At 42.1% G+C, this 14,664-nt stretch carries 7 protein-coding genes; 2 read left to right on the top strand and 5 right to left on the bottom strand.

What is annotated here, in order from left to right:
- Positions 1 to 6: 6 nt before the first annotated feature.
- The 5 genes from V7L12_RS28960 to V7L12_RS28940 all read right to left on the bottom strand — a co-directional run bounded on the left by V7L12_RS28960 (position 7) and on the right by V7L12_RS28940 (position 10,373).
- Entirely contained in the window at positions 7 to 3,783 is a 3,777-nt protein-coding gene (locus V7L12_RS28960; protein ID WP_335089648.1) for a CHAT domain-containing protein, read from the bottom strand.
- Positions 3,784 to 4,753: 970 nt separating this feature from the next.
- Entirely contained in the window at positions 4,754 to 5,227 is a 474-nt protein-coding gene (locus V7L12_RS28955; RefSeq protein WP_334823578.1) for a hypothetical protein, read from the bottom strand.
- Between the two features lie 180 nt (positions 5,228 to 5,407).
- Positions 5,408 to 7,696, bottom strand: coding sequence for a PhoD-like phosphatase (locus V7L12_RS28950; RefSeq protein WP_335089647.1), 2,289 nt, complete (start codon positions 7,694 to 7,696; stop codon positions 5,408 to 5,410).
- A 304-nt stretch (positions 7,697 to 8,000) separates the two neighbouring features.
- Positions 8,001 to 9,392: a malic enzyme-like NAD(P)-binding protein gene (locus V7L12_RS28945; RefSeq protein WP_334823574.1), complete on the bottom strand. Its 1,392-nt coding sequence runs from the start codon at positions 9,390 to 9,392 to the stop codon at positions 8,001 to 8,003.
- A 297-nt stretch (positions 9,393 to 9,689) separates the two neighbouring features.
- Positions 9,690 to 10,373 carry a Uma2 family endonuclease gene (locus V7L12_RS28940; protein WP_335089646.1) on the bottom strand — a complete coding sequence of 228 codons (684 nt, stop codon included), beginning with the start codon at positions 10,371 to 10,373 and terminating at the stop codon, positions 9,690 to 9,692.
- A gap of 100 nt (positions 10,374 to 10,473) precedes the next feature.
- On the opposite strand from V7L12_RS28940, the gene V7L12_RS28935 reads away from it, so the two are divergent.
- The gene (locus V7L12_RS28935) at positions 10,474 to 11,520 is read left to right on the top strand and encodes a helix-turn-helix transcriptional regulator (protein ID WP_335089644.1); all 1,047 of its coding nucleotides are present in this window, start codon (positions 10,474 to 10,476) and stop codon (positions 11,518 to 11,520) included.
- A 281-nt stretch (positions 11,521 to 11,801) separates the two neighbouring features.
- Complete coding sequence (locus V7L12_RS28930; RefSeq protein ID WP_335089642.1) at positions 11,802 to 14,372, top strand: TonB-dependent siderophore receptor; 2,571 nt, start codon at positions 11,802 to 11,804, stop codon at positions 14,370 to 14,372.
- Positions 14,373 to 14,664: the final 292 nt, after the last annotated feature.

Raw genomic sequence — 14,664 nt, 5'->3', positions numbered from 1 at the left:
ATTGAGCTATTTTTTCTTCAATTTTGGAGTTAAATGCTCTGGAATGTTCTCTAATTGAATTGCATTACATCCAAATTTATAAGCTATTTCAATTGACTTCCCCGCTCCAAGAGCATCATAGAACCCTGTGGCAAACTTGATCGCAGCAGTATCTCCTACTGAATCGCTCATACCAATTACATAGTTAATATGCTGGACAATTGCGTTTGCTTGCACCTCAGAAAGGCAAGCATTGAGAAGAACACATTCTACATGTTCAGCAAACAGTTCAAATAAACTTGCGAGAGCCTCTGTACTCACTAGTTTTGATTTACCTTCTTCGTCTTCTACCACTAGTCCTTTATCTCCAGCTCCATGCCCGCAGAAATGGACAATCTGTGGTTGAGTATCTAATAAAGCTCGACGTAAATCATCAGTCCTAACAGCCCCTCTCTTCTCTAATCTGAATTGGTCACGTTTCTGAGATCGACGTAATCCCTCATCAACTTCACGCGCCTCTTTATCCAGGCGTAATCTTGCCTCATCAACTGGGCTTGATGCCAAGATTAGAATTGTTTTCATAGTCTGTGATTCCTTTTTGCTAACAATCTGGAGAATCTGCTCTGGTTGAAGTGGTTGCCAAGTTTGGCGACGAGTTAAAGCTTTAGCCTCTAGCAATCTCCATTGCAATTTATCTTTCATCTCTGGAAGCTCACGGATAATTTTGCGAAGTGCTTCACAGCCTTGAGGAGTACCACGTTCTTGTAGACGCTGTGGAATATAGTCTTTCCAAGTTTTGATGTTGTGTTCTTGTACGCTTTCGACGTATGCTGATATACCTGTAAGTTTTTCATCTTCAGAAATGTTTTGTTTGTTGCCATCTGAGTCAGGATATTGCTTGGTAAGAAAGATATATAAATCTGCTATATGTTGTTCAGGTACACGCTGTTCTATACTCCCGCTATATTCAACTGAGGCTGTTATCTTTTCAATAACTTCTCGACCAAATTCGGTATCTTGCTGAATAGCAGGCCAAACAACTGACCAGCCTGCATCTTCTGCATAGAGCATAAGCGCACAAGCTGCTGCAATTGCTTTTGCTCTTTCCTCGCTACTGCTCGGAAGAGGTGAAGTAATTAGAGATTCTGCAAACACTTTAGCTTCAATAAATCCATATCTCAGTAAATTCTCAAGTAAATCACCTAGACTTTTATCAGTTAATTCTTTTTCTTGAACTTTATCGAATATTGCCTCGCCTAAGTTTTCATCCCAGCAATTTTTGATGAAGCGGTTGATTTCAACAAAACCATGTTCTCGATTCTGTTTTTCAATTAATATGATTAAGACTTTAATAAATTCGCTAGGAGCATTTTCATAGGCTTTGTTAATCAATATCTGTCGATGCTCTTGGTCTTCAGTTCTTCCTTCGTTGGGATATGCAAGAATTATTGCTGTCCACTTTTGCCATTCCTCGGCCGATAGAGTGAAAATAAAGCTTGGTGCTTTTTGTAGCAACAGACTTAATGCTTGATAACCTAATAGTGCAGAGCAGCGAAAATTATTTGTACCCAGCCAAGCTTGATTTTCTGAATCACCATCACTCAGATACAGCCTTGCAGCATTAAGAATTTTTTCTTTGGTTGAATCTTCTGCCTCAATCCAACCAGGAAGATTTGTCAAACTAGATCCAAATGGATCACCATAATGAGTATAATGAGTACTATCAGTTTCAAGAGTTAATTCAAAGCATAAAGAACACCAAAGATTAGACTGACCAGGCTCAATTTTACTCAAAGTCTCAAGCACTCGCTCCCTTGGCGGAGGTTCTAAAAGAGGTTGCTTCTCGCCTTCGTCTAGCCCTTCTTGTTGTTCTATATATCTTGCTTGTTCCTGCTGCGCTCTTAGTGAGCCTAACTCAATTGCTTCGATCACAGATTCAAACTCTTTTCTTAGTATTAAGTTGGTCTGGCTTACTGTAAGCACAGCATCTAGATTCTCAAATTCCAATTGAGTCAGTCTAAAATTCAACCGGATCAACTTTGCCCAAATTATTTGATGTTGTTCAAAATTCCACCGGATCAATTTTGCCCAAATCCTTTGATGATGTTCAGTTTCTGTTTTTTGGAGACATTCAATTAACCATGTAAAATCTTGCTTAAAAACAATTCCTGTTCTGTGGCTAATTAACCACCGAGGCTCTTTGTCTGATTCTGGAATGATAGAGATAATTGATTCTACAAGTTGACGGCGTTTGTGAACATCATCCTTTAAAACCTGGCTAAAGGATATTGTTTTATATGAATTATCATATACAATTACATCACGGTTATTAAGCCGCAAAAAAGCAACTCTAGCAAATGCCTGCATTACTTCTGGTTCATTCAAATTATCCCAGGCTTTCAACATAATTGCATCTGACAACTGCCCAAAAGGATAATGTAAATCGCGTCTTTTAACTTGTTTTTCTAGCCATCTTAAAGCTACTGGTAAATCAGATATTTGAAGATGTTCTCCAAGCTCTTTTGCTACAAAATACTGATATCTCCCACCAATGGATTTAGATACTGGCTGTATTAAGGTAGTAAAAACCTCTTCTGCTGTTATATTGCTTGGCCAAACTGCTCGTAGTCCACAACCTTTTAGCTGTTCTTCTACATCATTTTGGATTTTAGCAACTGCTAAAGGTTTTAATCTTGCTTTGGTTTTCTCATCACCAAGATTGCATATAGCCACTGCTGCATTGATGCGAACCGAAGAATGTTGCTGAGGATCAAGAGCAATATCGGCAAGATATTCTTGTACGGCTTTTACATTACAGGCTTCTGCAATATCAATAGCTATGTTTTTTGCATTTATACTCTTTGTTGAATCACAAATATAAGGTTGAAGCTGATCGAGTAATTTAGGGTGATTTAGATTTTGGTATAGCCAAGTATGATATTGGTGCGTTAATTTTTCCTCATTGTGTAATCTTAGAAGAGATTCAACCAGAGATGCTTTATCAGCATCGCTGACAGTGGCAACATCGCTTTGAAGTAGTACATCGGGATCTGTTTTCATTACTTCCCTAAAAATTTCAGGAAGCATACCAGCTAGCCAAGCAGCAGTTTCATGAAGCTGGGGAATAATCTTGCTGTCAGAATCATCAGGATGAACTATAAGTTTTAGTATTTGAGATAGTTCTATTTGACGTTGTGTTAGATACCATGCAGCCAGAAACTCAGCATAGGTTTGGTGTGCCCATCCCATACGACTTAATTCACCACGAGATGAGAATAAACCAGTATCTAAAACTTCTTCAACAGCTTCTTCATTAATTTCAAACTCTCTACCGTCAACGCTTTCGATTCCTTGGCATATCTTTTCAATAAGCACGTAATCGTCATCATCTGGAACATCGCTCTGAATACCAGTCCGGATAACAGATTTATTGCCAAAAATCATGATCGCTGCAATCCTAGCGGCAACCATTAAACGTTGTTGCCGCTTAAGATTACCTTTTAATTTCGATGAAATCCGGCTCTTATTCCGTTCTTCACAAAGCCAGAGACATCCTTCAAGATAAAGTTTATGCAACCTTTGATTAGGAGGAAATTTACCATCGTAGCTACGATAAGTTTTAATCAGAAATTCTAATGTAATTGGTTTAATAGCCAAAGGTACAACATTTCTCCTGTTAATTTCTTCTAGAAATGCTTCAGGATTATCGATGCCTTCAATCTTTGCGGCTTTACTCACATCTACACGCCGAAGTGGAGCTAGTTCATAAATTCCTACACTATCTTTACCCCAAAGTTGTTTCAATCCTTCTTCTAGGACTGGTTGCCAAACAGCCGTTCGGCAGGCAATACGAAGATGTAAACGCTGGATATGATTCTGATAAAGTTTGAACTCGTCAACTAGGAGCGTTGCTAATGTATCTATTCGTAGCAAGCATTCATCAAGACTATCTAAAAAAATATGTAACTGGTAAGTGCCTTTTAGCCATTGAGTAAATTCTGGGCTGTCAAATAATCTGCGAACCAGTCTGTCTTCACTTCCATAGGAACGGATATCTAACGAAAGTACCTGACCACCTTGTTTTTGAATTTCGCTAATAATTTCATTTTGCTCTGCCTCTATGGTATGGCTTTTGCCAATTCCTGGTTCACCCAAGAGTGCTAAACATGGTAAGTCGGATATAGCCTTAAAAGTTACAAGGTCTGGATTATAGATGTGTCCCCCCTCTGCTTCTGGGTCGCACAGATAACCACCACAAACCAGATTAATGCTACCTGAGCGACTACACCAGAAGCGTTTCCAACCGTAATCTTGACTGGACATTTTCACTGAGAAAAGACAGAAAACTTTTTTACTATGTTAGCTTAGTCAAACTCTTAATGATGCCACATCAGAGATAAGCTTTCAGGATAAAATGCTTCTGCGATCGCTCTCAAAATCTCAACTTTCAACCTCTGAACTCGGAAGTTCCACCTTTTTACTCGAACGTTGAGCCTCTGAACTCGGAAGTTGCACCTTTTTACTCGAACGTTGAGCCTTTGAACTCGGAAGTTGCACCTTTTTACTCGAACGTTGAGCCTTTGAACTCGGAAGTTGCACCTTTTTACTCGAACGTTGAGCCTCTGAACTCGAAAGTCCGACCTTTTTACTCGAACGTTGAGCCTTTGAACTAAAAAAATGAAGCTCAGAACTCGAAATGTCGTGTTTTTAACTCCAACATTCAAATTTTGAGCTTTAACCTTGCATTTTTTAAGTGCAACTACTGAGCTATTTTCTACAACGCTGCTTTTTGAGACTTGGATTTTCCAGGTTTCCGAGCAAATCGTTGTCCCATTTCCACAACCACTGCATCTAAACCCGCGCCTTGTCCACTGGCTTTAGCGTAGTTATACACCTGCAACGCGGCTGCATAAGCTTCACTACCGACTGCAAGAGATGTATCATCCACCAATTCTTGTAACTGCGTCAACGACAACAGCACCGGATACAACGCTTCAAATAATTGCACATCCTTCCGCATCTCTTCCAAGTCGAACGATCGCGGTAAAAACTCTGGGTTCTGCGCCGCCACCTCTAATGCTTTGCTTACAAACGCCCGACTCTTATCTCCCATCTTGGGTAAAGTCTTGCGATCGTCGGAACTCAAATCAACTAAAAATGGTAGCTTTTCTTTAATGGTGGTAATGGCTTGCAACACAGCATCTCTGTCTGTTTGTACCAAGGTTGCACTAATTGGGGTCGTAGACATAGAAATCACTCTCCAGTATGTTTATTAAATCTAGAGTTCCCACATATACAACCAAAATCAATACGCTTCCTTTGCTTAAGACTTGATCCTCCCTAACCCTCCGATAAATTGGAGGGAATTAGAGCAAGCCTTTATATTAAGCCCCCCAATTTATCGGGGGGTTGGGGGGATCTTCCGGGATCATCGTAACAATGACTTATTCGGCGTTAACTGGCTCTCAAAACGGCTGTAAACAACTTCGGTTGGATACCAAGAAGAAAACCAGTACAAATCTTGAATAACTTTGCAATAACTACTCCCATCTACTAACTCAAAGTGAACCAGACCTAAATTATTAAATCCAACTACTTCTCGCCCCTCCTGAACCCAACGAAATTTCCAAAACATTAGGGGTTGTAACCATTTCCATTTGGCATTTTCGGCTCGTTTCCAGGGAGCTATCAACGATAATATATCTGCTGTGCAGGCATAAGCCTGAACGCTGTTTCGAGGTATCCACTCCAACACACAATGCCACTCAGAGTTAGTCAGCAACTGGCGATTATGGTGTAATTGTTTCTCTGAAATTTCTACCATATTGGGTGGATTGATCCAACCTATCCAATGTCGTACCTTTTCTGGTAGTAGCCAATCTTTCAATCGTGTATGAATCAGCCGCGTCAAAATCTCTTCATTCTTCAATGCACTAGCGGTTAATTGCACTAAAACAGACTGTAATTTGGAATGATTGCGTGCATAAGACAAGTGAGCAACAGAACTGTAGTGAATATCTCCTGATAGAATAACGACTTGTTGACGTTCCTCAAACAAAGTAGTTAAAAATCCCGCCAGTGCTTCAACATTAATGTTCCAAGCATCTCCAACATCGGTTGAAAAAACTTTCTCCTGTTGTAAATTCCAATGGTGAATCCAATCAATTACTTGTAATCCAAATACATTGGTGGGCGCAATCACAAATGTAGTTTGAATCTGAGTTTGTTCAACTATTTCTTGCAAAGGTAAAACTAGTTGTTGCTTAAAGGCTTTTGGACACAGCAGCATCGGCGGCGCTATTGGTTTTTGATCGGCTGGATAACCCCGCCAAGTGCGTGTATCCAGCACAATTACTTCATGGCGATCGCTCCTGACTATGTAGTTCCAAGTGATTGCTTCAGGATGTCGATCCAGAATGAATACTGCACCGTCTCGGACTAAAATAGGTAAGTCTGTGTGGGGATCGTAGGCTGGCATACCTACATAGTGAGCGATCGCCTGATCAGCCTTTGCATCTCTCCCTTGAGAAGCTGACCAAGCTTGTGCAGCCGCCAACAGCTTTTCACCGGATTTACCTTCTGCAAATTGCTCAGGCGTATTGCCCCAACCTTGAAATACTGTGTAAGCTAACAATGCATTTTGGACTATTCTTCGCCCCAAGGGACGCCCTAATACTCGCAAACACCAAGCTTGGTTCAAATTCCAGTCATCAGTAACATCATGATCATCAAAGATGGTGTACATGGGAATATTGGCAAGGGCGCGGCGCACTTTCCCAAGGGTATAAATGAATTGTCGCAAATGCCGCACTGCCCGATTCCAGTGCTTGATAGCTTTGCTCTTGCGCGTTACTTCGTGTCCTTTGGGAAATGCGACCGGCCAGCACACTGGCGACCAAGCTAGTAAATAAGTAGCGTAATATTCACCCAGGCTGAAAAGATGACTGTTAACTTTCTCAGCTTTATTATGTAATCCTGCGGTCAAGCCGGCTTGATTTGTTGCAACTTCAGCCCTCTGTCCAGGGGGTAGTTGCTGGGGAGTCCAGTGCACTCCATTCACAGGAAGTTGTTCTTCCCAACCCAAGAGGGCATCACCAAGAGTACTGGCAACCCACAGGGAGGGATCTGCTACATCGTCGCCATAAATTTGATCTCCGGTGAGGAATAGCTGGTGCGGACGGTGTTGGGGTTGATTTGCTTTTGCCTCAATCAAACTGTCGAGAATCGGCAGTGCGTCAAATCCATGACCATGAGGTTTACGGCAGGAAGCATGGATAATTTGCAAATCTTGCAGACGGTTTGGCGGCAGAACAAAGGTTGGTTTTTGATGTTCAAAGTAGCTGATGCTGACTGTAGGAGAGGAGTTTGAGCATAATGCTTGCTGTAGCGTTTGCTGCGTTTGGTCAGCGAGAGTAAATTGAAGGTCGTATGCATAGATGCGGTTATTAGTTAAACGATGCCCCTCCATAGACCGAGCCGTTATAGCAACAATGTGAAGGTACTTGCCCAAACCGACGGTAGAGTGTTGCCCTTCTAATAAGCAATTTCCTAATGCTTCACTATCATTTGTTGTGCTATAAACTTTGAGTTCTACTTGACAAGACTGTTTCAGTGCCACCCATACCGTCACTGAGTCGAGTTCAGTATGTTTTAGAATGGGCCCCGCCAAAATCAACGGCATTTCTTGTAGAAACTCGCCTCCAGCTTGGTACTTCATTAAATTCAGACATCAATTCCTATCTGTTTAACTTTATCAGTCGATAGAGCAGTTGATTGTAGTCTAAATAATAAAGAATAGGCCAGATAATTCAAAGTTCTGAGCGCTGACTTCCAGCGCTCAGACTTTTGTGCATCTTACAAGAATTATTCTTTTTACGACTTACACAAAAACCCTCCCAAACTCTCATTCCTCCGTGACCTCTGCGTCCTCTGTGGTAGCCTGCGGCAAGCCACAACTCTTGGAGACGCACTCGCGTTCGTGTCTACGTTTTCCGTTCCCTTTGCGTAAGTCCTAATTTTAATTAATTCCGAGCGATACCTTCTTGACGCGCTGCTTGTTGTACAGCAGCAGCAACAGCAGTGACGACGCGCTCATCAAAGACGGAAGGGATAATATGTTCCCGATCCAAGTCTGAAGGCTTAACTAAAGAAGCGATCGCACTTGCAGCTTCTAGGTACATTGTGGTGGTAATTGCCTGTGCCCGACAATCTAAAGCACCACGGAATACCCCAGGAAAAGCTAAAACGTTATTGATTTGATTCGGGTAATCACTGCGACCGGTAGCGATCACAGCTACATCTTTGCTGATTAATTCTGGCTGAATCTCTGGAATGGGATTTGCCATTGCAAACACAATTGCATCTTTCGCCATCGATTGCACCATTTCTGGTGTCAAAACTCCCGGTGCGCTGACTCCAATAAATACATCTGCCCCTTGCATTGCACCCGCTAATGTACCCTGCGCTTTCACGGCAAATTCGAGTTTTTCTTCTGTCAAATCGCTACGACTAGTAGAGATAATCCCTTTAGAATCGCACATCCAGATTTTTTCTGCCCCAGCTTTACGGAGTAACCGAGCGATCGCTACTCCCGCCGCCCCAGCACCGTTAATCACGATCTTGATTTCTGCTAAGGACTTATGTACCAGTTTCAGGGAGTTAAACAACGCTGCCAAGGTGACAATTGCTGTACCATGTTGGTCATCGTGAAAAACGGGGATATCTAACTCTTCGCGCAATCTTCTTTCAATCTCAAAGCAGCGAGGTGCAGCGATATCCTCTAAATTCACACCCCCAAAAACTGGTGCGATATTCTTGACTGTCTGGATAATTTCTTCTGTATCTTGGGTGGCGAGACAAATGGGAAAAGCATCCAGCCCCGCAAATTCCTTAAACAGCATTGCTTTACCTTCCATGACTGGTAAGGCTGCTGCTGGGCCGAGATTTCCCAATCCCAAAACGGCACTACCATCGGTAACAATGGCAACAGTATTTTGTTTGATGGTTAATTTGTAAACTTCTTCTGGATCTTGAGCGATCGCTGTACAAATTCGACCAACTCCGGGTGTGTAAGCCATTGCTAAATCAGACACACTTTTTAAGGGAATTCTGCTAGTAATGCTGATTTTGCCACCGCGATGCAAATTAAAGGTGCGATCGTAAACGCTGAGTAACTTGATGTCTGGCAATGCTTTTACTGCTTGCACAATGGTTTCAGCATGTTCGGTACTAGCAGCATCCACAGTCAGATCGCGGGTGGATTCTTTGCGGGTTTGCTCGATTAAATCAATTTGACCAAGATTACCGCCAGTGGTTGCGATCGCCTGGGTTATCGATGCTAACATCCCTATACGATTGGGAATCTGCAAGCGCAGTGTCAAACTAAAACTAGAATTAGGAGTTAGGTCTGCCATGTTTATTTTGGATTTTAAGTTTTAGATTTTATATTGAATTGAGACGAAAATTAAAATCTGAGATTTATAGTCAGTGGAAATACAATAAATCTTAATTCTGGAGATAACCGTCAGTAGTTAGTTTACTCACTACTCACAGTCAGTTTTGATAATTATTTTTATTTATACCAATGCATTTACTAATATAAATGAGTAACAATTTAGTAATTGTACCCAAATACACCAGATATTTTCTTAGAATTTTATCTCTGTAAATATTTGTATATTTAATATTATTCGTATGAATTTTTACCCAGATCACCGCTCAACAAACTCCGTGTGTTCTTTTGAATTTAACCCTTGTTGCAGCACTGCTAAAACTGTCGTCATATCCCCTGTAAGGAGTGAGGTGACAGCTAACCACAAACCTGGAAATACTATACTTTTAATCACACCATCTGCATCCGCCACGAGTGGTAAATATTCACCATTTTGCAAACAGAACCAGTCAAGTTTATTTTCCAAAGTCTGCCATACGATGTATTCCTGCACTCCGTTGCGACGGTAAGCGCGTTTTTTGTCGTATAAATCAATAGATGCACTACTGGCTGCTACTTCTGCTACTAATTCCGGTGCGCCTTCTACGTAATCATCTTCACTTATTTGTGCCTGTCCCCTGTTTGGTTTATCAATCAACAGCAAAACATTAGGCTGTGGTTCATTGTCTAAATCCAAGCGCACGGTAGCATTGTCACCTAGCGCTAAACCTGGAGTGCAAACTTGATAAACTCCCAACCAGGTAATTAACTGTCCATGAGGTTGGCCATGACTTCTAAAACGCAGGGGTGATGCCACATAAACGACTCCTTCGATTAATTCTGCTTTTTTATCGGGCATTGCTGTATAACGACGCTCGAATTCGTAGCGGGTTAAGCGATCGCCACTTTCTAAGGGAGGAATAAAAGCGCTATTATTTAAGCCATGTTCCACAGAAGCAGCCATTACCTGATTCTTCATCCGCAGGAGTTGTAGCTTGAATCTAACATAGTGGAGCGTGATATTTTCCACAAGCCGCCGAGAGGACGTCTACGTAGATGAGAAAATGAGAGCAAGCAATAAAAATCTTTCTCATTTAACCATGACAATCATCTTTACAGAAGCTGACTTTGATGAACTATGGCAAGAGGGTTTAGAAACGGGTAAAATTGCCTGCCAATCCAGCGATTCTGAATATATTGAAACGTGGCAACATCCACTTAAAAAAGGGTTGATTCAAGTCATGAATCTACATCCTGGACTTTACTTACAGATTGGTAATTATGAAACTCCAATAACTTGGGGAGACGAGGGTCAACATTGTGAGTCTTTTCCCTTGACTTTAGCTTTTATAATGGCAGGTGGTTGTAGAGAACAAATTTATGGAATTAAAGAGGATAATTGCGAACAGGCGGGAGAAAGCTATTTATTTTTTCTGCCTGGAACTCGTGAAATTGAGGTACATCCTACCGGACTTTTACAAAATATCCGAATTCGAGTGGAATCTCATTTATTGCGAACTTTGTCTGTTGGACAGGAAGAATCTCTCCCTGAATTACTCCAGTCCTTCTTAGAAGGTGATTCAGCGCCTCTATTTCATCAAGATGTTGGCAAGATGACGCCAGCTATGCAACTAGCAGTGCGACAAATTATTCATTGTCCTTACCAAGGGATGATGAGGCGTGTTTATCTAGAAGCAAAGACACTAGAATTAATTGCCTTACAGTTTAGCCAAATAGTTGAAAGTAATAAGCCTAAACATCAATCCATTAATCTAAAACGGGATGAGTGCGATCGCATTTATCAAGCCAGGGAGATTTTAATCAATAATCTCTGCAACCCACCATCTTTAATAGAGTTAGCACGGCAAGTAAGACTGAATGAACGCAAACTCAAGCAAGGATTTCGTCATGTATTTGGTAATACCGTTTTTGGATACTTGCGTGATTATCAAATGCAGCAAGCACAAGACCTATTATTAGATAGCAATATGACTGTTGCAGGAGTTGCAGCAACATTGGGCTATGCCAGTCCTACAGCTTTTTGTGCAGCTTTTCGACGTAAGTTTGGCATCAATCCCAAAGCTTACCAGATCGCGGGTAGAATCTTTTAGAGTTAAGTTTCCATCACTTTAGCTATATTTCCATTTTCTGCGATATAGCGATCGCAGACGCTTTTTACTAGGCGTTTTCTGGTTAATTAGCAAAGTTATTCATCATAAACAGTCCGGCTGGAAGAGAAAAAAGTCCGGCTGAAAGAGAAAATTATCACCTAAATCCCATATATTATTTGCAAATCTTTTTTAATTAGCTTTAAAAAAGTCAGGCATTATTGCCAGTCAGTGGAATAAATGTGGTGTGTGTGACGACTATGTGCAAACGACAACTTTTCATAGTGAGTGTACTTTCTGTGCTGCTAACTCAGCCAGCTTTTGCAGATGCAATTAAGCAAATTCCTCAAGCAAAGAAGAGAGAGTCAGTAGTGGCTAAAATCCCGCGATTGAGTGAAATTGATAAACCCGCGACCAGTATTCAAGAGTGGTTATCTCAATCTTCAACTCCTAATGCTCAATCTTCAGTGCAGGTAACAGGAGTACGCGTTAACAGTACCAACACTGGCATAGAAGTGATTCTTGAAACCAAGGAAGGTGAAAAACTCCAGCCAACAAGTCGCAATCAGGGAAACACATTAATTACAGATATTTCTAATAGCCAATTAGCTTTGCCAAATGCGAAGGAGTTTCGCTCAGATAATCCAGTAACGGGAATTACTGCTGTTACTGTTACCCAGGTGGATGCCAATATTATTCGGGTGACAGTGACGGGTGAGGCGGGAGTGCCAAAAATTGAGTTGTTTGATAGTGATGAAGGTTTGATTTTTGGTTTAACCCCAACTATGTCTGCTGCACAGCAACCCTCAACGCCACAACCGCCAACCGAAGAGAAGCCTACAGAAGAAAATCAGCCGGAAGAACCAGCAGCTTTTACTGACGAACCGATCGAACTGGTGGTTACAGGTGAGCAAGACGGATACACTGTGCCAGAAGCATCAACTGCAACTAGGACTGATACACCTTTACGTGATATTCCCCAGTCGATTCAAGTGATTCCTCAACAAGTGATCAAAGATCAGGGTATTACGCGAATTACTGATGCGACTCGCAACGTTTCAGGCACAACGCTCGCATCTGGCTACGGCAACCTGATCGGAGATGTCCGTGTTCGTGGCTTCTACAGTGGTTTCTTAAGGGATGGATTTGCCACTCAGCCTTTCTTCGTCGATGGTGGCAATATTGAACAAGTAGAGGTATTAAAGGGGCCTGCTTCGGTGCTATACGGGGCATTAGAGCCAGGTGGAATTGTGAATTATGTCACCAAGAAACCCTTGAGTACTCCTTACTATGCAGTCGATTTAACTGCCGGAAGCTACGACTTCTACAAAAGTACGATCGATTTGACTGGGCCCCTTAGCAATGACAAACGATTGCTGTACCGCTTGAATGTTTCCTATGAAAACTCCGGTAGCTACCGAGATTTCATTGACAATGATATCGTTTTTATCGCTCCCGTTGTCACCTATCAGGTTAGCGACTCAACCGACATCACCTTAGCCTATGAATATCTAAACGCGAAACTAGGGTTCGATCGCGGCTTGCGACCTGTCTCTGCCTTTTTAAAAGTGCCCATAAATCTGAATATCGGCGAACCTGATGATTTTCAAGACAACGAGGAGCACCGCCTCAATTTAACGCTGAATCATCGGTTTAATCAGAATCTACGCCTCAGAAGCGGCTTTCTCTACCTCTCTGAGAAGTACAACAGTCTTGTAACTCAACCTGGAGAACTGGCCGCAGACGGTCGCACGTTAACAGAGCGATCGTACTTTGGCGGTCCGAGTGACGTTGATAACTATGCGTTGCAAACGGATTTGATTGGTGATTTCAAAACTGGTTCGATCGCCCATCAACTGCTGTTGGGGTTGGAATGGCGCAAAAGGGATCAGGCTGATCAGGGTATCGGCGGGGTTTATGAGGGGTCATTCGATATTTTAAATCCAGCCTATGGCTTACCACGCATAGCAAATCCCAATAGTTTCTTCGAGCAAACTACCACCACCACCGGCATTTACCTGCAAGATCAGGTGACATTGCTCCCAAATCTCAAATTACTAGCTGGCGGCAGATATGATTTTGTGGAATACAGTAGTGGGGACGGTCAATCCGCGCCGACTGAATTTTATGATAGTGCTTTTTCACCCCGCGTTGGCATTGTCTATCAACCGATTGAACCGATTTCGCTCTATGCCAGCTACAGTAGTTCCTTTGTTCCCAATAATAATTCTAGAACTGTCAGTGGACAACCGCTAGAGCCTTCGCGCGGGACTCAGTATGAAGTAGGCATTAAAGCTGAACTTTTTGATAAACGATTGTCAGCCACGCTTGCAGTGTATGACATCAGCAAAACCAACATTCCGACTACAGACCTTGAGAATACCACTGGTAATGACGAATACTTTATCGCAGTTGGAGAAGTGAAAAGCCGAGGGATTGAACTGGATATTGGGGGGGAAATTTCACCGGGCTGGAGAGTTATTGCTTCCGGTTACTTGAATGATGCATTTGTGAGCAAAGATAACCGTCTTCCCGAAGGTCGCCGCTTGACAAATGCACCAACTCAGGGGGCGAGTTTGTGGACAACATATCAATTTCAAAAGGGTGACTTGAGAGGGCTGGGAATTGGGGCAGGGATGTTTTTTGTGGGCGATCGCACTGCCAACATCGACGATCCATTAACCCTTCCCTCTTATGTCAGAACCGACGCTTCTATCTCTTATAAACGCGATAATTGGCGGGCTGCACTCAACTTTAAGAACATCTTCAATGTCAAATATTACGAATCAAACGACTACCTCACCTTTCCCCAAGCACCATTTACTTTACAGGGGACAATTTCTGTGGAGTTTTGACCCTACCCTTGTTTGCTCCCCTTATAAAGAAGTTACCACACCCTAACCCTCCCCTTATAAAGGCTACGGTGTACACACAAATCTTTTCGTTCACAACACAAGTCTTTTCGTTTACAACACAAGTCTTTTCGTTTACAACACAAGTACTTTCATTTACAACACAAGTACTTTCGTTCACAACCCAAGTACTTTCGTTCACAACACAAGTCTTTTCGTTTACAACACAAGTACTTTCATTTACAACACAAGTACTTTCGTTCACAACCCAAGTACTTTCGTTCACAACACAAGT

Origin of the sequence: Nostoc sp., from assembly GCF_036918245.1 — a bacterium.
GTDB lineage: Bacteria > Cyanobacteriota > Cyanobacteriia > Cyanobacteriales > Nostocaceae > Nostoc.
Note: the sequence above shows the minus strand (reverse complement) of the source record. Positions and strands in the feature narration are given on the sequence as shown.

Coding starts and splice junctions, on each gene's coding strand:
- V7L12_RS28955 (WP_334823578.1), bottom strand. CDS start 5,227: ATGTCTACGACCCCAATTAGTGCAACCTTGGTACAAACAGACAGAGAT.
- V7L12_RS28945 (WP_334823574.1), bottom strand. CDS start 9,392: ATGGCAGACCTAACTCCTAATTCTAGTTTTAGTTTGACACTGCGCTTG.
- V7L12_RS28935 (WP_335089644.1), top strand. CDS start 10,474: ATGAGAGCAAGCAATAAAAATCTTTCTCATTTAACCATGACAATCATC.
- V7L12_RS28940 (WP_335089646.1), bottom strand. CDS start 10,373: ATGGCTGCTTCTGTGGAACATGGCTTAAATAATAGCGCTTTTATTCCT.
- V7L12_RS28950 (WP_335089647.1), bottom strand. CDS start 7,696: ATGAAGTACCAAGCTGGAGGCGAGTTTCTACAAGAAATGCCGTTGATT.